Here is a 22020-nt window from a genome sequence, read left to right on the forward strand (position 1 = left end):
ATATGAATGCTAAAGAATTAATCAAAAATTTACCAGATTATCAATGTCAACAGAACCTTGATATGCTTAATATAAAACATATAGAAATGGATCATAGACTTTTAAAAGAAAACTCTTTATTTGTTTGTATCAAAGGGTACACCGTAGATGGTCATCAATTTGCAGAAGCTGCAGTTGAAAATGGTGCAACAGTTATCGTAGCGGAAAAAGAACTGGATGTATCTGTACCAGTCGTTATCGTTCCAGATACATCCAGGGCTTTGGCTCATTTAGCTAACAATTTTTATGACCATCCTTCCAGTAAGTTAAAGGTTATAGGTGTCACCGGTACAAATGGAAAAACATCGGTTACAAATATCATCGATGAAATTCACCATTATGCAAAACAAAAAACAGCAATAATAGGTACGATTCAAATGGTGATTGATGGAGAAAGTCATCCAGTAAAAAATACAACCCCTGATTCTTTATTTTTACAAAAAAACTTACATCAAATGGTCGAAAAGAAAATAGATGTTGCGACAATGGAAGTATCTTCTCATGCTTTGGATTTAGGGAGAGTTCATGGAGTAGATTTCGATATCGCTGTATTTACTAATTTAAGCCAAGATCACCTTGATTATCATCAAACAATGGAAAACTACCTATTCGCTAAAAGTTTATTATTTTCTCAGTTAGGTAATACTTTGAAACATGAAAGACCAAAATATGCAGTTATTAATCAAGATGATGAACATGCAGAATTTTTAAATAGAGTAACAGCTCAACCAGTGTTAACCTACGGTGTACAAAACAAAGCATCTTTTCAAGCTGTCAATGTAGAATTGATGGCTAATGGTGTTTCCTTTATAATGAAAACACCAAAAGGAAATGTTCCAATCAAGAGTAAACTTATGGGAATGTTTAGTGTTTATAACTTATTAGCAGCGGCAACTGCAGCTTATGCCTCTGGTATTGAATTAGACATCATACAACATGTATTAAACAATACTACAGGAGTAAAAGGACGTTTCCAACCAGTGGAACATAAGCAAGACTTTGGTGTAATTATTGATTATGCACACACACCAGACTCATTGGAAAATGTCTTGTCAACCATCAAGCGCTTTTGCGCAGGAAATATACGTGTAGTAGTTGGTTGTGGTGGAGATCGGGATCGTCGTAAAAGACCATTGATGGCAGAGGTTGCCTGTCAATACGCAGATCAAGCTATCTTTACTTCTGATAATCCACGTTCAGAATCCTCGCAAGCAATTATTGATGATATGGTGGAAGGTCTGAAGCATAACAATTATCAAACGATATTAGATCGTGAAGAAGCAATTAAACAAGCAATTGAACAAGCAAATGACAAAGATGTTGTATTAATTGCTGGTAAAGGACATGAAACATACCAAATTGTAGGAGACAAAGTCTTAGATTTTGACGATGAACAAGTAGCTATCAAGTATTTGAATTAATCAGTTACTTTCGTTACCCCCGGATAGAAGATTGGAGAGAACATGGATGAATGAATATACGTTTTTAATTACAGTAGCGATCGCATTTTTAATTACTGTCCTACTATCCCCGATTTTAATTCCTTTTCTGAAAAGGTTAAAATTTGGACAAAGTATTAGAGAAGAAGGACCTCAATCACACCAAAAAAAATCAGGCACGCCAACAATGGGTGGTGTTATGATTATCCTAAGTATTTCGATAACGAGCATCGTTGTCGTTAGCCGTGTTAACAATGGTATGTTGGGCTATGAGGTCTTGTTGTTACTATTAGTATTAATTGGGTTCGGCTTATTAGGATTCCTTGATGATTTTATTAAAGTGGTTTTAAAACGAAACCTAGGATTAACCTCTAAGCAAAAGTTATTAGGACAAATCGTGATTGCAATTATCTTTTATGTAGTATTATTGCAACAAAATTTTTCAACAAGCATTGCTGTACCAGGTACCAACATCTCGTTTGACTTAGGGTGGCTATATCCTATTTTTATCGTTGTAATGTTAGTTGGTGCTTCCAATGCCGTTAATCTGACTGATGGGCTTGATGGATTATTGGCAGGGACAGCTGCTATTGCGTTTGGTGCGTTTGCTATATTAGCTTGGTATGGTATCCCGAATTTGAGTGTAACATTATTTAGTTTATCTGTTGTAGGTGCATTATTGGGATTCCTAGTATTTAATGCACACCCTGCCAAAGTATTTATGGGAGATACTGGTTCGTTGGCTCTGGGTGGTGCTATTGCCGCAATTGCTATTCTTTTAAAATTGGAAATTTTATTAGTTATTATTGGCGGTGTTTTTGTTTTAGAGACATTGTCCGTTATTATTCAGGTTATTTCTTTTAAAACAAGAGGAAAGAGAATCTTTCTAATGAGCCCACTGCACCATCACTATGAGTTAAAAGGGTGGTCTGAATGGAGAGTAGTGACCACTTTTTGGGCAGTCGGTATATTATTTGCAATTTTAGGTATTTATATTGAGGTGTTGTCATCATGAGAAAATTAAAGAATTTCCCTTTTGCTAAAGTACTTGTGTTAGGTCTTGCCAAAAGTGGAACAGCTGTTGCGAATTTGTTAAATAGAAATGGTGTTGAGGTAGTTGCCAATGATTTGAAAGCTACAGAAGATGATGAAAATGTACAGACTCTCCGCTCTCAAGGTGTTTCTGTAGTTGTTGGTGAACACCCTTTGTCATTGATTGAAGATGTCGATGCCATTATTAAAAATCCGGGTATTCCCTATGAAAATGTTTTAATAGATAGTGCTGTTAAACAAGATATTCCTGTTTTAACAGAAATAGAATTAATACCATACTTCGGCATTAATCAAATCGTTGGTATCACTGGTTCAAATGGGAAAACTACGACAACAACTTTAATTTATGAAATGTTTAAAAAAGCAGATGCACCCGTTAGCTTGGCGGGAAACATTGGCCATGTTGCATCAGAAGTTGCCGAGCAAATGGATGATAAGCAAACAATGATTGCTGAATTATCTTCTTTTCAATTATTAGGTATAGATACATTTAAACCTAAAGTCGCCGTACTGCTTAATCTTTTTGAAGCACATTTAGATTACCATCATACATTGGAACATTATCAAAATGCAAAAGCTAATATCTTTAAAAATCAAACTGAACATGATTATTTAGTTTATAATGCTGATGATCAACGTATTGTGAATTTAATTAAAGATGCTGACGCCATCCGTGTACCATTTAGCCGTAAAGGTGGAATCACGAACGGTACATATTGTGACGAAGAAGCAATATATTTCCGTGGAGAGAAAGTGATTGACTTAGCATCTGTCGTGTTAGTAGGTGAACATAACCTAGAGAATATTTTAGCTGCTATTTCGGTTGCGAAACTTGAAGGTATTTCAAATCAAGTGATTGAAACTGTCCTTACCACATTTACAGGCGTAACACATCGTCTGCAATTTGTAAAAGAAGTGAACGGTCGAAAGTTTTATAATGATTCCAAAGCTACTAATATACTTGCAACAACTAAGGCATTATCAGCATTTAATCAATCGATCATCTTGCTTGCAGGCGGTCTTGACCGCGGTAATGATTTCGATGAATTAATACCATATATGTCAAATGTGAAGGCACTTGTATTGTTTGGTGAAACAAGTCCGAAATTACGAAAAGTCGGAGAGGCTAGTGGAATAGAAAATATAGAATTGGTAGACACGATGAATGAAGCTGTTCAAAAAGCATATCAATTATCCAATAAAGAAGATGTTGTCTTATTATCACCTGCTTGTGCAAGCTGGGATCAATATAAAACCTTTGAAGAAAGAGGCAACATGTTTATGGAATCTGTGCATAAATTATAATAGGGGCTTGTCTATTATAATAAGCGCAGACGATGTTGTATGAAAATATAACGGGCCCCTAATTCATTAATAGATTTGGGGGTTTTTTTCGTGCAACCGAAGATGAAAAGTCAACATACGCCGGATTATATCTTGATTTTTGTCATTATTGCTATTTTGTTGGTCGGAACAATCATGGTTTATAGCGCCTCTTCGATTTGGGCTGAGTATAAATTCAATGATTCTTTTTACTTCTTAAAGCGACAGATACTTTTTGCTGGTGTGGGTATGATTGCGATGATGATTGTTTCTAACATTCCTTATTTTCAGTGGATAAAGTATCGAAAATGGATTTTTATTGGCTCGTTAATCCTGTTAGTTGCTGTTTTGATTCCTGGAATCGGAATGGTTAGAGGTGGTGCAAGAAGTTGGATAGGAGTAGGTGCATTTAGCATTCAACCTGCCGAATTTATTAAACTTGCGATGATTATGTTTTTAAGTGGTTTTCTAGTCAATCATCAGGATAAAATTACAGAATTCAAAAAGGGTTTTCTCCCACCACTTGCGATTTCAGTAATCGTGTTTCTAATTATTATGCTTCAGCCTGATTTAGGTACAGGTATGGTATTCTTGTTAACCTGTTTTCTGTTAATTTTCGTAGCAGGTGCCAAAATCATGCACTTTGTATTTTTAGCAGGCTTTGGTGTCATTGGGTTTTTACTGCTAATTATCTCTGCTCCCTACAGAATCAATCGTATCACAGCATTTCTCGATCCTTGGCAAGATCCTTTAGGGACAGGCTTTCAAATTATTCAGTCCTTGTACGCGATTGGACCTGGGGGGTTATTAGGAGTTGGTTTTGGAAACAGCTTGCAAAAATATTTTTACCTGCCGGAACCGCATAATGATTTTATTTTTGCAATAATTGCAGAGGAATTGGGATTCATTGGTGCAAGTTTTGTCATTGTCCTATTCTTTTTATTTGTCTGGAGAGGAATATTAACGGCGATCCATGCACCAGATCTTTTTGCAAGATTACTAGCAGTTGGCATTGTTGGTATGATAGCTATCCAAGTAATGATTAATATCAGTGTTGTCATTGGTTTAATTCCGGTCACTGGCATAACATTGCCATTCTTAAGCTATGGAGGTTCCTCTTTAACTTTGACGCTTTGTTCTGTCGGAATATTAATCAACATTAGTAAATATCGGCAATAAACTTGGGAGATTTGGATGATACCTAGAAAGTAATGTCTATGATATAATCGGAATAAGACATGCATACAAAAATTAGTGAATTGGATAATAGAAAAGGAAGTATAAATATGGTACAAAAAAGAGTCGTTTCAATAGAAGATCGAATTCCAAAGTTGAAACAAGAACGTCGAAAAAAAGCAAACAGAAAACTGATTTTTTATTTGCTCATCTTTTTTGTATTAATTTTTATTGTGATTTATTTGCAATCACCCATGAGTTATGTAAAAAATATATCAGTAAATGGTTTGCAATGGCTGTCAAAAGAAGAAATAATAAATCAGAGCGAAATAGAAGAAAATGCAAACTTTTGGGGAGTACAAACGAAAGAATTAGAAGAAAATATTGTATCACATCCACAAGTTAAAGAGGCGGATGTTTCGAAATCATTTCCGAATACGATCGTTATGGATATAACGGAATTAAGTCATGTAGCTTATGTTGAATTGGACGGAAAAATACAGCCACTTTTAGAAAATGGCGATTTGTTAGACGAGGTTAATTCTTCCAATATAAATGGAGACGTTCCTATTTTAAAAGGATTTAACGATAATCACTATTTGCAAGAAATAGCGGAAGAATTAGCCAACCTATCTACATATGTTGCTGCATTAATCTCTGAAGTAAACTGGATTCCTTCAGATTCCAATCCATATAAGATTCAACTATATATGACAGATGGCCAGGAGGTAGAGTCCTCGATACGGAATTTATCTACAAATATGGACAGCTATCCTTCAATTGTAAGTCAGTTGGATCAGAGTAAAGCAGGTATTATTAAAATTGACGAAAGTGGAGCAGTATTTACTCCATATGAAGTAGATAAGGAAGAGGAGGAGGAGATCGAAGAGGAAAATGAAGAGTAGACAATTAGTGTTTGCATTGGTCTTTCTGGTATCGGGCTTTTTGTTAACTTTTAGTTACCAGCAAACAAAAACAACTGCTGAAATCTCACAAGTCAATAATCAGGAATGGGAACGAGATTTTTATTATCGAAAACAATTAATCGATATGGAAGAAAAAAATAAGCAATTAAGATCTGAATTAACACAAATTCGCCAAGAAGTACAAGCCATAGAACAGGAAATTGGTGAGGAAGTTGATGTATTAAAAGATTTAGTAGCTACCAAATCTAATTTGCAAAAATTGACTGGTGAATTGTCAATTAGTGGTGAAGGAATTATGGTAACATTAAAAGATGCAAGCTTTATTCCAGCGGAAAATCATGCGAATCAATATATTGTTCATGACCGGCACATTCATCAAACGGTAAACGAATTATTTAGTGCTGGTGCCAAAGCGATTGCAATAAATGGACAGCGAATATATCGTAATAGTTACATATCTTGTATTGGGCCAGTTATATCAATTGACGGCAATTCATATCCTGCACCATTTGTGATTACTGCGATTGGTGATCAAGAAGTCCTTGATGTCAGTTTAAACCTTAGAAATGGGATTATCGACCAACTTGTTCAAGATAACATCGAAGTGACAATCGAGAAGAAATCTAATATTGAAATGTACGCAAAGGATATGTGACGGTATGAAAAATGTTTTTAATAAACAACACGTTGCGATTGGAATAGTATGTTTATTGATCGGCTTGATGATTGCGATATTATTTAATACCAATCACCAAACCATTGATCGAGATACAAGAGATACTTGGGAAATTAGAACAGCACTGTTAGAAGAACAGAAAACTCAGCAAAATCTATACATGGAAATTGCAGAAGCAGAGCAAACACTTCAAGAGTATCAAGAACAAACAGAACACCAGCAAATTGAATCATTAAAAAATTCGATCCAAGAATTACGAGATCAAGCAGGATTAACAAAGAAAAGTGGACAAGGGATAATTATTACACTAGAACCAATGTTTTTAGAAGAAGATTATCAGGAATATCCTGAAATAAATGCCGAGTTACTCCAATTATTAATCAACGAATTAAATGCAGCTGGTGCAACTGAAATGGCTATTGAAAGTCAACGAGTCATTAATATAACACCGATAAGAGATGTGAATGGAAACATATATGTCAACAATAGTTCAATTGGAGATTTACCAACTAAAATACAAGTACTTACAAATGGTTCGGAAGAAATAATAAAGCATCTAGAGGTTAGTGAAATAGGTGACTACTTCGCGTTAGAAAATGTTACAATGAATATATCTGAACAAAGTGATATTGTACTTCCAGAGTATGATGAGCAAATTGACTTACAAGATGTAGATATTGTTGATGTCCCAGAAGAAGGTGAAAGTTAATGTGGTTACCGGCACTTTTTTTAATAATTGGTTTATTATTAGGTTTTATGACAAACATGAGCATACCAGATGCTTATACCAATTATTTATCTATTGCAGTGTTGGCTGCTTTAGATACGCTATTTGGAGGTATCAGGGCCCAGCTAGAGGCGAAATTTGACCAAAAAGTATTTATTTCTGGTTTTTTCTTCAATGTATCTTTAGCTGCTTTTTTAGCCTTTATCGGAGTACAGCTAGGTATTGATTTATATTTAGCAGCAATTTTTGCATTTGGAGTAAGGTTATTCCAGAATTTAGCTATGATAAGAAGGAACTTACTAGAAAAATATGAGATGTACAGAAAAGCAAAAAAAGGTACTAAATCATAATATTTAATATTTTTCCGGTAAATTTACATATATTCATGTAAAAATATTGTTTTTTTTATTATAATAGTGTTTAATACAGTTTATTATACTTATATGCAATGAATCGTAGTTTAATGCATTGAAATAGGAGGTGCCTTATGGATAACGGTGAAATTCTAGTCAGCTTGGATATAGGTACATCAAAAATAAAGGTTATCATCGGAGAAATTCTTGGTGATTCTTTAAATGTGATTGGGGTTGGTACCGCTAAGTCTCTAGGTATGAAAAAAGGAGCCATCGTTGATATAGACGAGACTGTTCACTCAATTCGAACAGCAGTCGAACAAGCTGAACGCATGGTAGATATACATATTGATCAAGTTATAGTAGGAATTAATGGTAATCATGTGCAATTACAACCATGTCATGGAGTTGTTGCAGTATCCAGTGATGATAAGGAAATATCAGAAGAAGATATTCATCGTGTATTGGATGCAGCACAGGTCATGTCCATTCCACCTGAAAGAGAAATTGTTGATGTTATACCAAAGCAATTTATCGTTGACGGATTAGATGAGATTCGAGATCCCAGAGGAATGATTGGGGTTCGATTAGAAATGGAAGGTACGATTATTACTTGTTCGAAGACAATGTTACATAATATATTGAAATGTGTTGAAAAAGCTGGTTTAAGTATTATGGATATTTGCTTGCAACCATTAGCAACAGGAGAAGTGGCTCTATCTCAAGACGAGAAAAATTTAGGCGTTGCATTACTCGATATAGGTGGAGGAAGTACAACCGTTTCTGTTTTTGAAAATGATGGATTGGTAGCTACTAGTGTAATACCATTAGGTGGGTATAATATTACGAAGGACTTATCTATCGGACTCCGCACATCATCAGAAGAGGCAGAGGATATTAAACTCGATCATGGACACGCCTTCTTTAATGATGCCAATGAAGAGGAAACATTTGAAGTGAATATTATTGGTAGTAATCAAAGGCAGGTGTATAATCAGCTAGATTTAACCGAAATAATCGAAGCTAGATTAGAAGAAATATTAGTATATAGTGCTCGTGAGATTCAAAAGATGGGATATGATGAAATTCCTGGTGGTCTGGTGCTTACAGGTGGTACGATGAGTATGCCAGGGGCTGCTGATTTAGCACAAGATATTTACCAAAGTAATGTTCGAATTGCGATTCCTGATTATATTGGGGTTCGTGAACCTCAATTTACAGCAGGCATTGGTATCTTGAAATTTGCGTACAAGAATGCGAAAATACAAGGGAAAGAGTTTTCAGATGCAGTAACAGAACAACGAGAACAAGTACATCAGGTAGATATGGAAAAACCTAAGCCAAAACCAAAACGAACAAAGAAACCAACCAATAAACAAAATGTGAAAGAAAAGAAAGAACCTAAATTAGCAAACTTCTTCAAATATTTCTTTGATTAAGAATATTGGGGTAAATGAAGACGTGGAAAAAGACAGACTATTAATCTAGCAAAATGGGAGGAAATGGTATGTTAGACTTTGATACGAATATGGATCAGCTAGCTACGATAAAAGTAATCGGTGTAGGCGGTGGTGGAAGCAACGCTGTTAACCGAATGATAGAGCACGGTGTACAAGGTGTAGAATTTATTGCAGTGAATACAGATGCACAAGCATTAAATCTTTCCAAAGCAGAAGTTAAAATGCAAATTGGTACAAAATTAACAAGAGGATTGGGTGCAGGTGCAAACCCAGAAGTAGGAAGAAAGGCTGCAGAAGAAAGCAAGGAACAAATTGAAGAAATCCTTAAAGGCTCTGACATGGTCTTTGTGACAGCTGGTATGGGTGGTGGAACAGGAACAGGTGCTGCTCCAGTTATTGCCCAAGTAGCTAAAGAGTTAGGAGCATTAACTGTAGGGGTAGTTACTCGCCCGTTTACTTTTGAAGGTAGAAAAAGAGCAACTCAAGCGGTCTCAGGTATTGATGGATTAAAAAGCAGTGTAGATACATTAATTGTTATTCCTAATGACCGATTACTAGAAATAATTGATAAAAATACACCTATGCTAGAAGCATTCCGTGAAGCAGATAATGTCTTACGCCAAGGTGTACAAGGTATTTCGGATTTAATTGCAACACCTGGACTAATAAACGTCGACTTTGCCGATGTGAAAACTATTATGGCTGATAAAGGTTCGGCACTAATGGGTATCGGTGTAGCTACAGGTGAAAGTCGTGCAGCTGAGGCAGCTAAGAAGGCTATTTCATCACCACTACTGGAAACTTCTATTGATGGTGCGCATGGTGTCTTGATGAACATAACAGGCGGAACTAATTTAAGCTTATATGAAGTACAAGAGGCAGCAGACATTGTTACATCAGCTGCAGATCAAGAAGTGAATGTTATTTTCGGTTCCGTCATCAACGAGGATTTGAAGGATGAAATTGTCGTAACTGTTATTGCAACCGGCTTTGATGAGTCACAAATCAAAAATGCACAAAATAAACCAAAATCTGTTTTACAAGCTAGCTCTCCTAAGAGAGAAAAACAGCAGCCAGAAAAAACACAAGAACCTAGTCCATCATCTTCTTCTAGTTCAAGACCAAAGCAGGAAGAGGACACATTAGATATACCAACATTTTTAAGAAATCGTAATCGAAGAAGATAAGCACAGTAAACCCCCGTTTCAGTTGTTTTGAAACGGGGGTTTCTTAATCTAACAAAATACATACATATTATCCATAAACTGCGCAGTAACTTGCACGTGTATTTGCTCTCTTCCATTCTTGACATAGAGAGTGCAGACAAACCGCCCCGGCAGAATACTGCGCTTTCCGTGGGCGATCTTGAGCTAACTTGGTAAAGAAAAGCACTTTACCAAGTGGATCTTCGGCTCGTGCTGTTCCCACAGGAGTCTCCGTATTCTGCCTACGCTATTTTTGTTATCTGATTATAGAAAGAAATAAACTCATGGAACTAAACTTTTCTGTTTAATTACAGTACTTATCGGTCTGCGAAAGCACTTTTAACATAGTCGTACCCTACGCTACATATGGTGGAGAAATCGACTATCTGTTTTCGGATAAGCGTTGTGTATCTTAACGAAGGCCGCCCACTTTCACTCCTGTGGGAATTGTTTGACCTGAAGATCCACTTTTTCGAGCGGTTTTGGCTCGAAAAAGTTAGCTGAAGGGCAAACCCCACGGAAAGGGAAGTGGGCAGCCGGAGTGGCGGTAATGATCACGATAAATGTCAAAATCACTTCATAGATAACTGTGCATTTAGTTTCGGTCAAACAGTACTTTCATTACTTCGCAGTTTATATCTACTATGTAAAAGAATCATTTTTTGATGTAGTTGACATAGTGCGAAGTATATTGAAATGCTTTCATAAGTTTTTAGCATACCTCTCTTAGATGCCTCTTCAGTAATTCAACATTTTTATGTTTTTTTTCTGAAAACTAGATGATTTTTGCATACAAACTGTGACAGACTTCTTTCTTTCTATTCTTTATACTAAATAGACAAGTAAAGCTTATTTCAAATTAGCTGGAAAGGAAGGACATGGTGGTTGTTTATGTAGAAGTCGTATGGCTGCTTAATTTCATGATAGACTGGATGATTCTATTACTAACTCAATCGATTACAAAACACATAACCAAATGGTATCGATTAGTAATAGCCAGTTTTTTTGGTTCACTTATTGTACCAATATCCTTCATTTTTCCAACGTTTCCGATTGATTCATGGATACTAAAAATAGTGCATTCTTTTATTATTATTTGGATTGCTTTTGGCTTTCAAAACGTTGCTATCTATTTTAAATTGCTTTGTTCATTTTATTTTATGACATTTTCGATAGGTGGTGGCTTATTTGCCATTCACTTTTTATTTTCAACTGAAGATTATTTATCAAGTCCAGGTCTAGCAAATGATGAAATACATGGCCTATTTGTTTTAATTGGATTTCCAATCATCTTTTTCTTTACAAAATACCGAATGGACAAGCACAAAATGCATCAGTTCCAACAAGAGTTTTACTATCGGGTAACGATTAAGTGGAAAGGTAAACAAGTCGAAACAACTGGATATTTGGATAGTGGAAACCATTTAGTAGATCCGTTTACCCAGACGCCAGTCATTATTGTCGATCAAACAATTTTAGAACAGTGGTTTGACAAAGAAGAAATCATGAAACTGCAAAAATCCGCTCAGAATTTAATGGAAGGTGAAATACTCGATTCTACTTCGGACTCTTTTCGAATTTTACCTTTTCAAGGGGTGAGTGGGCAACATAATTTTATGCTGGCTTTTAAACCGGATTTACTTGAAATACATATGAAAAATGTCCAACTGACAAACAAGAAGGTTTTAATAGGTATTCAATTTGGGAATTTAGTGGCTGACAACAGTTACCATTGTTTACTACACCCTAAACTTTTTCAGCAGACAGGGTGACATTATAAAGGATAAGGAGTGGAAGGAATGCTAATCGTACAACAAAAATATAAAATGATATTTTACAAAATTTTGAAGAAAATGGGTTTTAAAGTAGACGAAATCTATTACATTGGGGGAAGCGAAGCATTACCACCACCACTATCTAAGGAAGAGGAATATGAATTAATTCATCGATTGCCAGTAGGTGATAAAGCTGCAAGAGCTATGTTAATTGAAAGAAACTTACGCCTTGTTGTCTATATTGCGAGAAAATTTGAAAATACGGGTATTAATATTGAGGATTTAATCAGTATTGGAACAATTGGTTTAATTAAAGCGATCAATACTTTTAATCCCGAAAAGAAGATTAAACTAGCGACATACGCGTCAAGGTGTATTGAAAATGAGATATTAATGTATCTTCGGAAAAATAACAAAATAAAAACAGAGGTTTCGTTTGATGAACCGTTAAATGTGGATTGGGATGGCAATGAGCTTTTACTCTCAGATGTGTTAGGTACAGATGAGGATGTGACCTTTAAAGATTTAGAACAGAGCATTGATAAAACATTATTACGAAAAGCGTTAGATCAATTAAATGGCAGAGAAAGACAAATTATGGAGTTAAGATTTGGTCTAGTGGATAAAGAAGAAATGACCCAAAAAGATGTAGCGGATTTACTTGGTATCTCGCAATCCTACATTTCACGATTGGAGAAAAAAATTATTAAAAGGCTTCAAAAAGAGTTTAATAAAATGGTCTGAAAAACACATGTGGTAAATGATGGATGATGCATAAAAACCTCCCGATTGGTGATACTGATTTTTGAGAAGGATCTCCAATTGGGAGGGTATTAAATGACAAGACATAAAGTAGAAATTTGTGGGGTAGATACAGCAACCTTACCAGTATTAAAGAATGATGAAATGCGAATTTTATTTAAGGCTATGCAGAATGGGGATCAATCTGCAAGAGAAAAATTAGTTAATGGCAATTTAAGATTAGTACTTAGTGTTATTCAAAGATTTCATAATCGCGGGGAGTACGGTGATGATTTATTTCAAGTCGGTTGTATCGGTTTATTAAAATCAATTGATAATTTTGATTTAAGTCAGAATGTAAAATTCTCCACCTATGCTGTCCCAATGATTATCGGTGAAATTAGACGGTATTTACGTGATAATAATCCGATAAGAGTATCCAGGTCATTACGAGATATTGCCTATAAAGCGCTGCATGCAAGAGAGAAATTATTAAACAAAACGTCAAAAGATCCTTCTCCTATGGAAATTGCAGAAGAATTAGATGTACCAGTAACTGATGTGATTTTTGCTCTTGATGCAATTCAGGACCCTGTCTCTTTATTTGAGCCTATTTTTAATGATGGTGGGGATCCAATTTATGTAATGGATCAAGTAAGTGATGACAATGTGAAAGATAACGACTGGATTAATCATTTGTCAATAAAAGAAGGTATGCAGCGATTAAATAAACGTGAAAAAATGATACTAAACAAACGTTTTTTCCAAGGTAAAACACAGATGGAAGTAGCTGAAGAAATCGGTATTTCGCAAGCTCAAGTGTCACGACTGGAAAAAGCTGCAATTAAAGAAATGAATAAAGAAATGTTTGAATAAAAATAGGAGCAAAGCCATAGCGGTTTTGCTCCTATTATTCATTCAAAACATACTGCGGATCATCTGTTAACAGGACTGCGCTTCCGGGGATATCCCTGTCTGTTCCAGGGATATCTCTTTCCCTTCCCTGGATATTCATTTCTGTTGCCTGGATATAGTCGTTTATCCATGGAAGAGAAGACGTTATCCTCGGAAGAGAAAACTTTATCCCCGGAACAGCGAAGACTCTTCCGGGGATAAGGATCGGAATTCCGGAACAGTTTGCTCCAATGGAGGTAATTAATTTATGTCCACGTTATTTCATCGTTTATAAATATTGTGTGTTTTATGATGTTAAGAAGCGATGAGGTTTCATCGCTTCTTGGCTCTTTTGTCTGCTCTTTCGCCTCGTTCTTTTGCTTCTAAATCTTCTGCGTCGGCGAGTTCATTAGAGAATTCTACGTCAATTCCATCTGTTTTTTCCATTTTTGGTGTTTGTGCTAATGGATTTCTCGTAGTATTTTTCTTATGTTCATCTCTACCCATATTAATCCCTCCTCGTATACTTAATGTGTGCCATTATGAAGAGAACATGTGCGAATTTTATTGTCATAAACACCATATTTTTTAAGTCAAGACATATATATTGATATAAAGGAGGGAGCGAAATGATAACATTATCCGCTTTACAAATGAAAGATATTGTGTATATTGAAGATGGAACAAAAATAGGGAGTTTAACGGATATTGAGATAAATGTAGATATGGGGAAAATAACTAATTTAGTAGTGGCAACAAAAACAAAAACTTTTGGAGTTTTTGGAGAGTCACGGGAAATCATCATTCCTTGGGAACATGTTATGAAAATAGGACATGATGTTATTTTGGTGAAAAAGAACGGACAATATCCAACTCTTCCAGTTCAAGAGAAAGAGGATTCTTCATCCACTTATCAGCAGTAATCGACATCGAACTGTATTACAACGCTAAAATATGATAAAATGATCTAAAATAGGAGGGGTATGATGACAGAACCCTTTATGCAACTTGAAGATGAAGGAATATTATGGATTAAACCATGGATGAGTAATAACTCTAACATTGTAGCTGGTTTTACAACACGTGAGGGCGGTATTAGTCATCCCCCATATCAAAGTAATAACCTAGGTTTTCATGTAGAGGATAATCCAAGCGATGTGTTACAAAACCGACAACGTGTAGCGGAAATGATCTCATTTTCATTAGACAAGTGGGTAATGGCAGACCAAATACATGGTAATCATGTGCAGTTTATTCAATCAAAAGATAGTGGTAGTGGAGCATTTTCCAGAGAGGATGCAATACCAGAAACTGATGGTTTAATTACAACGGAAAAAAATGTGTTGTGTACCGCATTGTTTGCAGATTGTGTTCCATTATTTTTCGCTGACAGGAAGCAAGGAACAGTTGCTATTTCACATGCAGGTTGGAAAGGGACTGTTTCCAATATTGCAAAAAAAACAATCGATCATTTTAAACAATTGTCTTCTGATGTAAAAGATATTGAGGTTGTGATTGGACCAAGTATTTGCGGCTCGTGCTATCAAGTAAATGATCATGTTATTCAGCATATTGATGCAAAATATGTTGATTCTTATCAAGGGGCAGATGACCAATACCAGTTAGATTTAAAAGATTTAAACTATCGATTATTAGTGGATGCAGGGGTTTCACCCGATCATATACATATTTCCAAGTATTGCACATCACATCATTCATCATTTTTCTCTCATCGAAGAGACCAGCACCCTACTGGCCGAATGATGGGTTTTATTGCATTCGTTTAACGGTGATGAAAGGAGCTTTAAACATGACAGTAGCAGAAAATCTCACACAAATACAGGAAAATATCAAACATGCATGCGAGAAAGCGGGACGGGATCCTGAAGATATCACCATTATCGGGGTAACAAAATATGTTACAATAGAAAGAGCTATAGAAGCCGTTCATTCTGGGGTTCGCCATTTAGGTGAAAATCGAATGGAAGGTTTTCTTGAGAAACACGAGAATATAGGAGAACAAGCAATTTGGCATTTTATTGGTACGCTACAGTCCCGTAAAGTAAAAGACATTATTGATAAGATAGACTATATTCATTCATTAGACCGAAAATCATTAGCTAAAGAAATTAATAAACGAACAGACAAGCCTGTTGATTGTTTTGTTCAAGTGAATGTTAGTGGCGAAGAATCGAAGCATGGACTACAACTAGAAGAAGTTGAGTCGTTTATTGACACGTTACAAAACTACCCAAAGATTAGAGTAGTCGGATTAATGACGATGGCTCCGCATGTAGATGATGAACAGATATTGCGTAATGTCTTCCAATCCTTACATAAGATAAAGAATACTATTCAAGAAAAGGGATGGGACCATGCACCGTGTCAGTATTTGTCTATGGGAATGAGTAATGATTACCAGGTTGCAATTGAAGAAGGTGCTACTCATATACGTATTGGTTCCAGTTTAGTGGGCCCATATGAAGAATAGGGGTGATGAATGATGAGTATGAAGGGTAAGTTCCGTAATTTCTTCGGAATTGAAGATGAAGAGTATGAGATCATCGAAGAAGAAATAGAACAAGAGGATAAACCACAGAGACGAAGCGAAAGAAAAGAAGAGAAAGCCAACGTTGTCAGTTTAAAATCAGTTCAAAAAAGTGCGAAAATGGTTTTATTTGAACCCAGATCATTCAATGAGGTACAAGATATTGCTGATCATGTTGTGAATCGGAGATCGGTTGTGATTAACTTACAACGAGTGGATACCCAACAGGCAAGACAAATTATTGATTTTATGAGTGGAACAGTTTATGCTGTATCTGGTCAAATTAAAAAGCTAGGTTCACAAACTTTTTTATGTACCCCAGAAAACATTGAAATATCCGGAAATATTACGGAAATAATGGAAGAAGCAGATCCAGAACAAAGGTGGTAATTAGTTAAAATGGGATTATTACATGATATTTTATATTATGCGATGACGATTTACACATATGCGATTATTATTTATATTTTGATGTCTTGGTTTCCAGGAGCTAGGGAGTCCTCTTTTGGTCAAATGTTAGGTTCGATCGTAGAGCCGTATTTGGAACCATTTCGGAAAATTATTCCGCCAATTGGTGGTATGATTGACATATCACCGATTGTGGCACTATTTGTATTGCAATTCGCTTTGCGAGGGTTAAATTTCTTATTTTATAACTTCCTTTATATCGTAATCGGTATATAGGTGATCCTATGGATTTATATCAACATTTTAGGCAAGAGGAATACCCTTTTATCGACCAAGTATTGTCTTGGCGTGATGAAGTAACGACTAGATATCAGCGAAAAGTAATTGATTTTCTACACCCAAGGGAACAAAAGATTTTTGAAATGATAATTGGAAATGATGAAGATTTGCAGTTAGCTTTCTTTGGAGGATGGGAATCAGCTGAACGAAGACGAGCTATACTCGCCCCTTTTTATGAAGAAATCAATGAAGCGAGTTTTGAAGTGGAGTTATTACAAGCCACATTTCCGCAAAAATTTGTTTCCATTGAACATCGAGACGTTTTAGGCGCTTTTTTATCTGCTGGTATCAAACGAAAAAAGCTGGGTGATATTGTTATTCACGATGATACTATTCAAATTCTTGTAGCATCAGATATAACAACTTATCTTATTACAAATGTCACGTCAATCAAGAAGGCAGGAGTCACTTTTGAAAGAGTTCCAATGACCGAAAGACTGCCATCTCAAGATGCTTGGCAATCACGAATAGCAACATGCGCATCTTTACGCTTAGATGTAATCATCAAAGAAATATACCAAATGTCCAGACAACAAGCGTTAAATCTGATCAAGAAAGGTCTAGTGAAGGTAAATTTCCAAACCATTGATCAGCCTTCCTTTATGCTTGAAGAAGAAGATCTTATATCGATTAGAGGTAAAGGTAGATCCAGGATTACTGAATTACAAGGTCGTACCAAAAAAGATAAAATAAGAATCACTTTTGAAAAATTATTATAATTTTTTGTTGAATTTTTTAGTGATTTGTCAATAAAGTATGATAAGATATTGTATAAAGAATGACATCTAATAGGAGGTGGCCGATGTGCCTTTAACACCACTCGATATTCATAACAAGGAATTTGCTAGAGGTTTTCGGGGTTATGATGAAGATGATGTAAATGAATTTCTTGATCAAGTGATCAAAGATTATGAAACAGTTATTCGTGAAAAGAAAGATTTAAAAGAAAAAGTCGATCAATTAAATGAAAAGCTTAGCCATTTTTCCAATATCGAAACGACGTTAAACAAATCGATTCTGGTCGCACAGGAGACTGCAGAAGAAGTAAAAGAAAATGCCAAAAAGGAATCTAAATTAATCATAAAAGAAGCAGAGAAAAATGCAGACCGAATCATTAATGAAGCACTACATAAATCAAGATCTATCGCTTTAGAAGTAGAAGAATTAAAGAAACAAGCGAAAGTCTTCCGTACCAGATTGAAAATGTTGGTAGAAGCACAACTTGATTTAGTAGAAAATAATGATTGGGATGGATTGTTTGAAATGGACATCGAAAACGAAGAAGAAGATCTGGAAAGAGAAGAGTCCAATCAATATTAATTCTTGACGTAATAAAAATTATTACATATAATTCTTACTACAAACTTTTCATACTTGAAGGAAATACTATGATTGGGAGAGTATATTTGGATTGCTAACAAAGCGAGTTAGGGATGGTGTAAGCCTAATTTAGTACCTAAATAGAAGATCACCCATGAGTAGTTACACTGAATAGAGTAAGTGTAAACGAGTGATTCACGTTACGAATTACTGAGTGGATAGCACAACGAATGCTGTTATCTATAAGGGTGGTACCGCGAGAACTCCTCGTCCCTTTCCGGGATGAGGAGTTCTTTTTTGGATCAGATCCCATAAACGGTGAACAACATCGGTAAACAGCAGGGTAACGTAAACCCGGGATGATCGCGGACATTTGTTCCGTTATTGGTGAAAAAAGAGGCGTTTTTAGGATACTAGTGGACATCTATTTCGTTATTTATCGAAAATAAGGCTAATTCTTTTGAAAAATAACCAAATAAGGGATTAGATGTCCGCCAACTCCGAAAAACGGTCGTTATTCCGTCAAATAACGCACTAAATGTCCGCTCAACAAACATTTTACAAGTTCGCAGCTTTTTGCAAATAAGAATAAGGAGGAGTTAAATTGGAATATAAACAAACATTAAAAATGCCACAAACGAAATTTCCGATGCGTGGTAATTTACCTAACAAAGAACCAGAAATGCAGAAAAAGTGGGATGAAGAAAATCTGTATGAAAAAGTACAACAACGAACAGAAGGAAAACCATTGTTCGTATTACATGATGGACCTCCATATGCCAATGGAGACATCCATATGGGGCATGCACTAAACAAAGTATTAAAAGATTTTATTGTCAAATATAAATCAATGGCAGGATTCCACGCACCATATGTGCCAGGCTGGGACACACACGGTCTTCCAATCGAGCAAGCACTTGCTAAGAAGAAAGTGAACCGCAAAAAAATGACCATTGCGGAATTCAGACAAAAATGTGCGGAGTATGCATTAAAGCAAATTGATAATCAACGAAATCAATTTAAGCAGTTAGGTGTCAGAGGGGACTGGGAAAATCCTTATATCACATTAAACAAGTCCTACGAAGCAGCACAAATTAAAGTATTCGGAGAAATGGCTAAAAAAGGCTATATCTATAAAGGGCTAAAACCTGTTTACTGGTCCCCATCATCAGAATCTGCTTTAGCAGAAGCGGAAATTGAATATCAAGATAAGCGTTCAGCATCTATTTATGTAACATTTGATGTGAAAGATGGTAAAGATTTATTAGATGGAGATGAAAAATTTATCATCTGGACAACGACACCATGGACAATTCCAGCAAACCTAGCGATTTCGGTACACCCTGATCTGGAATATGCAGTTGTAAAAGAAGCTGGAGAAAAATATATTGTCGCACATGATATGTTAAGTGATTTAAAAGATACACTTGAGTGGCAAGAAGCAGAAGTAGTTAAAACATTTAAAGGTCAGGAAGCCGACAAGCTAGTAGCAAAGCATCCTTTCTATGATCGTGAATCTTTAGTTATTTTAGGTGAGCACGTAACTACGGAAAGTGGTACAGGACTTGTTCATACTGCTCCAGGCCACGGGGAAGATGACTTTATTGTTGGTAAGCAATATGGTTTAGATGTATTGTGCCCGGTTGATGAAAAAGGAGTTTTCACTGAGGAAGCGCCAGGTTTCGAAGGGTTATTCTATGATGCTGCTAACAAACAAGTAACTGAAAAACTTGAAGAAAACAATGCTCTGCTAAAACTTACCTTTATCACTCACTCCTACCCACATGACTGGCGTACGAAAAAACCAACGATTTTCCGTGCGACTAATCAGTGGTTTGCATCGATCAAAGATTTCCGAGAAGATATTTTAGCGGAAATTAACCGGATTAACTGGTTACCAAAATGGGGTGAAACGCGACTATTTAATATGGTGCGTGATCGTGAAGATTGGTGTATTTCTAGACAGCGTACGTGGGGTGTGCCAATCCCAGTATTTTACGGTGAAGATAAAACACCAATCATTAATGACGAAACAATCAATCATGTTGCCAAACTATTTGAAGAGCATGGTTCTAATATCTGGTTTGAGTGGGATACGAAAGATTTACTACCGGAAGGATTCTCTTCTGAACACAGTCCAAATGGAGAATTTACGAAAGAAATGGATATCATGGACGTATGGTTTGACTCTGGTAGCTCTCATCAAGGCGTATTGGAAGGAAGAGAAGATCTACAACGACCTGCAGACGTTTATTTAGAAGGTTCTGATCAGTATCGTGGCTGGTTTAACTCATCGATTTCAACAGCTGTGGCCGTAACAGGTAAAGCTCCATATGAAACAGTAATCAGTCACGGTTTCGCATTAGATGGTCATGGTCGTAAAATGAGTAAATCAGTAGGAAATGTAGTTGTGCCTTCTAAAATCATGAAACAATACGGTGCAGATATTCTGCGCTTATGGGTAGCTTCTGTTGATTATCAGGCAGATGTTCGTATTTCCGATGAGATTATTAAGCAAACGTCAGAAGGATATCGTAAAATTCGAAATACGTTCCGCTTCTTACTAGGTAATTTATCTGATTTCACCCTGGAAAACCGTCTAGAAGAAGCACAATTGGAAGAAATCGACCGTTACATGTTATACCGTCTGCAACAAGTGATTGACAAGGCACGCAAAGCTTATGATGAATATGATTTCTCAACAGTATATCAAACGATTCATCATTTCTGTACGATTGATTTAAGCTCCTTCTATCTAGATTTTGCAAAAGATATTCTCTATATCGAGGCAGAGGATAATCATAGAAGACGTAGCATTCAAACAGTCTATCACGAAATCATCACTTCCTTAGTTAAGTTGCTAACACCGATCTTAACTCATACAATGGAGGAAGTGTGGAGTTATATTCCAGATGTGGAAGCAAAAAGTCCACAGCTAACGGATATGCCAGAAGCAAGAGAAATCAAAGACCAAGAGCAATTAGCTGCTAAATGGTCACAATTTATGAATGTACGTGATGATATTTTGAAAGCATTAGAAGAAGCGCGTGCAGAAAAAGTAATTGGTAAATCATTAGAGGCGTCTGTAACTATCAAAGCAAATGATGATAAGGTAGCAACGTTATTAGCTGAAGTACCGTATTTACATCAATTGTTAATTGTTTCTCATGTGGAACTAGTTGATGAACTAACAGATGGTCAAACGTTTGAACATGTTACATTAAAAATTAGTAAACATGAAGGGGAAACCTGTGAACGCTGCTGGGTGATTTCAGATACCATCGGTGAAGACCAAGATCATCCGACATTATGTACGCGTTGTGCAACGGTAGTAAAAGAAAACTATGCAGACCTTGTAGAATAGTAATATTAAAGCAACTATCTTCCACATAAAGATAGTTGCTTTTCTATTCCACATAGAAATATCGTAGTAGATATATACTGCGAAGTAATGAAAATTTTGTAGAGTGAGGCCTTCTTCCAATCTGATTGATGATGAGTGCTCACATACGCTCCGGCAGAATACTCCGCTTTCCGTGGGCAGTTTTTAGCTAACTTGGTGAAGAATGGCACTTCACCAAGTGGATCTTCAGCTCTCACTGTCCCACAGGAGTCTCC

At 36.0% G+C, this 22020-nt stretch carries 23 protein-coding genes and 1 other annotated feature; of the genes, 21 read left to right on the top strand and 2 right to left on the bottom strand.

Annotated elements, in window-relative coordinates; genetic code table 11:
• Positions 1-2: 2 nt before the first annotated feature.
• The 13 genes from GH715_RS08095 (at position 3) to sigG (ending at position 13769) form a co-directional block, all read left to right on the top strand.
• Positions 3-1460 (top strand): UDP-N-acetylmuramoyl-L-alanyl-D-glutamate--2,6-diaminopimelate ligase, encoded by a 1458-nt coding sequence (locus GH715_RS08095; protein ID WP_153835398.1) that lies wholly within the window; start codon positions 3-5, stop codon positions 1458-1460.
• Positions 1461-1506: 46 nt separating this feature from the next.
• Positions 1507-2493 carry a phospho-N-acetylmuramoyl-pentapeptide-transferase gene (gene mraY, locus GH715_RS08100; protein WP_153835399.1) on the top strand — a complete coding sequence of 329 codons (987 nt, stop codon included), beginning with the start codon at positions 1507-1509 and terminating at the stop codon, positions 2491-2493.
• Positions 2490-3836 (top strand): UDP-N-acetylmuramoyl-L-alanine--D-glutamate ligase, encoded by a 1347-nt coding sequence (murD, locus tag GH715_RS08105; protein WP_153835400.1) that lies wholly within the window; start codon positions 2490-2492, stop codon positions 3834-3836. Before mraY ends, murD begins: the two co-directional genes overlap by 4 nt.
• A 102-nt stretch (positions 3837-3938) precedes the next feature.
• The gene (spoVE, locus tag GH715_RS08110; RefSeq protein ID WP_153835409.1) at positions 3939-5033 is read left to right on the top strand and encodes a stage V sporulation protein E; all 1095 of its coding nucleotides are present in this window, start codon (positions 3939-3941) and stop codon (positions 5031-5033) included.
• 107 nt (positions 5034-5140) lie between these two features.
• On the top strand, positions 5141-5935 hold the full coding sequence (locus GH715_RS08115; protein ID WP_153835401.1) for a cell division protein FtsQ/DivIB: 795 nt from the start codon (positions 5141-5143) through the stop codon (positions 5933-5935).
• Positions 5925-6611, top strand: coding sequence for a DUF881 domain-containing protein (locus GH715_RS08120; protein ID WP_153835402.1), 687 nt, complete (start codon positions 5925-5927; stop codon positions 6609-6611). The genes GH715_RS08115 and GH715_RS08120 overlap by 11 nt, the downstream gene beginning before the upstream one ends.
• Positions 6612-6615: 4 nt before the next feature.
• On the top strand, positions 6616-7341 hold the full coding sequence (locus GH715_RS08125; RefSeq protein ID WP_153835403.1) for a DUF881 domain-containing protein: 726 nt from the start codon (positions 6616-6618) through the stop codon (positions 7339-7341).
• A complete protein-coding gene (locus GH715_RS08130) occupies positions 7341-7709 on the top strand; it encodes a small basic family protein (RefSeq protein ID WP_153835404.1) in 369 nt (122 codons plus the stop codon). The genes GH715_RS08125 and GH715_RS08130 overlap by 1 nt, the downstream gene beginning before the upstream one ends.
• 137 nt (positions 7710-7846) lie before the next feature.
• Entirely contained in the window at positions 7847-9151 is a 1305-nt protein-coding gene (gene ftsA, locus GH715_RS08135) for a cell division protein FtsA (RefSeq protein ID WP_153835405.1), read from the top strand.
• 68 nt (positions 9152-9219) lie between these two features.
• Complete coding sequence (gene ftsZ, locus GH715_RS08140; protein WP_153835406.1) at positions 9220-10359, top strand: cell division protein FtsZ; 1140 nt, start codon at positions 9220-9222, stop codon at positions 10357-10359.
• Between the two features lie 896 nt (positions 10360-11255).
• Positions 11256-12149 (top strand): sigma-E processing peptidase SpoIIGA, encoded by an 894-nt coding sequence (gene spoIIGA, locus GH715_RS08145; protein ID WP_153837043.1) that lies wholly within the window; start codon positions 11256-11258, stop codon positions 12147-12149.
• A gap of 27 nt (positions 12150-12176) precedes the next feature.
• Positions 12177-12896, top strand: a complete 720-nt coding sequence (sigE, locus tag GH715_RS08150) for an RNA polymerase sporulation sigma factor SigE (RefSeq protein WP_153837044.1) — start codon at positions 12177-12179, stop codon at positions 12894-12896.
• A 93-nt stretch (positions 12897-12989) separates the two neighbouring features.
• On the top strand, positions 12990-13769 hold the full coding sequence (gene sigG / locus GH715_RS08155) for an RNA polymerase sporulation sigma factor SigG (protein WP_018932759.1): 780 nt from the start codon (positions 12990-12992) through the stop codon (positions 13767-13769).
• 351 nt (positions 13770-14120) lie between these two features.
• Here sigG and GH715_RS08160 read toward each other — a convergent pair whose 3' ends face one another.
• Positions 14121-14294: a YfhD family protein gene (locus GH715_RS08160; protein ID WP_018932758.1), complete on the bottom strand. Its 174-nt coding sequence runs from the start codon at positions 14292-14294 to the stop codon at positions 14121-14123.
• 122 nt (positions 14295-14416) lie between these two features.
• Here GH715_RS08160 and GH715_RS08165 point away from each other — a divergent pair, with 122 nt between their 5' ends.
• From GH715_RS08165 to ileS, 8 genes are all read left to right on the top strand, one after another.
• Positions 14417-14710, top strand: coding sequence for a YlmC/YmxH family sporulation protein (locus GH715_RS08165; RefSeq protein WP_153837045.1), 294 nt, complete (start codon positions 14417-14419; stop codon positions 14708-14710).
• Positions 14711-14773: 63 nt separating this feature from the next.
• The gene (pgeF, locus tag GH715_RS08170; RefSeq protein ID WP_163578542.1) at positions 14774-15574 is read left to right on the top strand and encodes a peptidoglycan editing factor PgeF; all 801 of its coding nucleotides are present in this window, start codon (positions 14774-14776) and stop codon (positions 15572-15574) included.
• A gap of 23 nt (positions 15575-15597) precedes the next feature.
• The gene (locus GH715_RS08175) at positions 15598-16278 is read left to right on the top strand and encodes a YggS family pyridoxal phosphate-dependent enzyme (RefSeq protein ID WP_153837047.1); all 681 of its coding nucleotides are present in this window, start codon (positions 15598-15600) and stop codon (positions 16276-16278) included.
• Positions 16279-16290: 12 nt separating this feature from the next.
• On the top strand, positions 16291-16725 hold the full coding sequence (locus GH715_RS08180) for a cell division protein SepF (RefSeq protein ID WP_153837048.1): 435 nt from the start codon (positions 16291-16293) through the stop codon (positions 16723-16725).
• Positions 16726-16734: 9 nt separating this feature from the next.
• The gene (locus GH715_RS08185; protein WP_018932753.1) at positions 16735-17019 is read left to right on the top strand and encodes a YggT family protein; all 285 of its coding nucleotides are present in this window, start codon (positions 16735-16737) and stop codon (positions 17017-17019) included.
• 8 nt (positions 17020-17027) lie between these two features.
• Positions 17028-17801 (top strand): YlmH family RNA-binding protein, encoded by a 774-nt coding sequence (locus GH715_RS08190; protein ID WP_153837049.1) that lies wholly within the window; start codon positions 17028-17030, stop codon positions 17799-17801.
• A gap of 85 nt (positions 17802-17886) precedes the next feature.
• A complete protein-coding gene (locus GH715_RS08195) occupies positions 17887-18402 on the top strand; it encodes a DivIVA domain-containing protein (RefSeq protein WP_163578543.1) in 516 nt (171 codons plus the stop codon).
• A 59-nt stretch (positions 18403-18461) separates the two neighbouring features.
• Positions 18462-18680, top strand: a binding site (T-box leader).
• A 326-nt stretch (positions 18681-19006) separates the two neighbouring features.
• A complete protein-coding gene (gene ileS / locus GH715_RS08200) occupies positions 19007-21766 on the top strand; it encodes an isoleucine--tRNA ligase (RefSeq protein WP_153837050.1) in 2760 nt (919 codons plus the stop codon).
• Between the two features lie 14 nt (positions 21767-21780).
• Here ileS and GH715_RS21335 read toward each other — a convergent pair.
• Positions 21781-22020: hypothetical protein (locus GH715_RS21335; protein ID WP_205601843.1), on the bottom strand; the 240-nt coding region annotated here is incomplete at its 5' end.

This window comes from Gracilibacillus thailandensis, assembly GCF_010994055.1.
Lineage (GTDB): Bacteria > Bacillota > Bacilli > Bacillales > Amphibacillaceae > Gracilibacillus > Gracilibacillus lacisalsi.

Excerpts from the sequence above, each read along its gene's own strand:
- GH715_RS08175 (WP_153837047.1), top strand. The coding sequence starts at position 15,598 with ATGACAGTAGCAGAAAATCTCACACAAATACAGGAAAATATCAAACAT.
- GH715_RS08180 (WP_153837048.1), top strand. The coding sequence starts at position 16,291 with ATGAGTATGAAGGGTAAGTTCCGTAATTTCTTCGGAATTGAAGATGAA.
- GH715_RS08130 (WP_153835404.1), top strand. The coding sequence starts at position 7,341 with ATGTGGTTACCGGCACTTTTTTTAATAATTGGTTTATTATTAGGTTTT.
- GH715_RS08165 (WP_153837045.1), top strand. The coding sequence starts at position 14,417 with ATGATAACATTATCCGCTTTACAAATGAAAGATATTGTGTATATTGAA.
- spoIIGA (WP_153837043.1), top strand. The coding sequence starts at position 11,256 with ATGGTGGTTGTTTATGTAGAAGTCGTATGGCTGCTTAATTTCATGATA.
- GH715_RS08115 (WP_153835401.1), top strand. The coding sequence starts at position 5,141 with ATGGTACAAAAAAGAGTCGTTTCAATAGAAGATCGAATTCCAAAGTTG.
- sigG (WP_018932759.1), top strand. The coding sequence starts at position 12,990 with ATGACAAGACATAAAGTAGAAATTTGTGGGGTAGATACAGCAACCTTA.
- GH715_RS08120 (WP_153835402.1), top strand. The coding sequence starts at position 5,925 with ATGAAGAGTAGACAATTAGTGTTTGCATTGGTCTTTCTGGTATCGGGC.
- pgeF (WP_163578542.1), top strand. The coding sequence starts at position 14,774 with ATGACAGAACCCTTTATGCAACTTGAAGATGAAGGAATATTATGGATT.
- GH715_RS08095 (WP_153835398.1), top strand. The coding sequence starts at position 3 with ATGAATGCTAAAGAATTAATCAAAAATTTACCAGATTATCAATGTCAA.
- GH715_RS08160 (WP_018932758.1), bottom strand. The coding sequence starts at position 14,294 with ATGGGTAGAGATGAACATAAGAAAAATACTACGAGAAATCCATTAGCA.
- spoVE (WP_153835409.1), top strand. The coding sequence starts at position 3,939 with ATGAAAAGTCAACATACGCCGGATTATATCTTGATTTTTGTCATTATT.
- sigE (WP_153837044.1), top strand. The coding sequence starts at position 12,177 with ATGCTAATCGTACAACAAAAATATAAAATGATATTTTACAAAATTTTG.
- GH715_RS08125 (WP_153835403.1), top strand. The coding sequence starts at position 6,616 with ATGAAAAATGTTTTTAATAAACAACACGTTGCGATTGGAATAGTATGT.
- GH715_RS08185 (WP_018932753.1), top strand. The coding sequence starts at position 16,735 with ATGGGATTATTACATGATATTTTATATTATGCGATGACGATTTACACA.
- ftsA (WP_153835405.1), top strand. The coding sequence starts at position 7,847 with ATGGATAACGGTGAAATTCTAGTCAGCTTGGATATAGGTACATCAAAA.
- GH715_RS08190 (WP_153837049.1), top strand. The coding sequence starts at position 17,028 with ATGGATTTATATCAACATTTTAGGCAAGAGGAATACCCTTTTATCGAC.
- murD (WP_153835400.1), top strand. The coding sequence starts at position 2,490 with ATGAGAAAATTAAAGAATTTCCCTTTTGCTAAAGTACTTGTGTTAGGT.
- ftsZ (WP_153835406.1), top strand. The coding sequence starts at position 9,220 with ATGTTAGACTTTGATACGAATATGGATCAGCTAGCTACGATAAAAGTA.
- mraY (WP_153835399.1), top strand. The coding sequence starts at position 1,507 with ATGAATGAATATACGTTTTTAATTACAGTAGCGATCGCATTTTTAATT.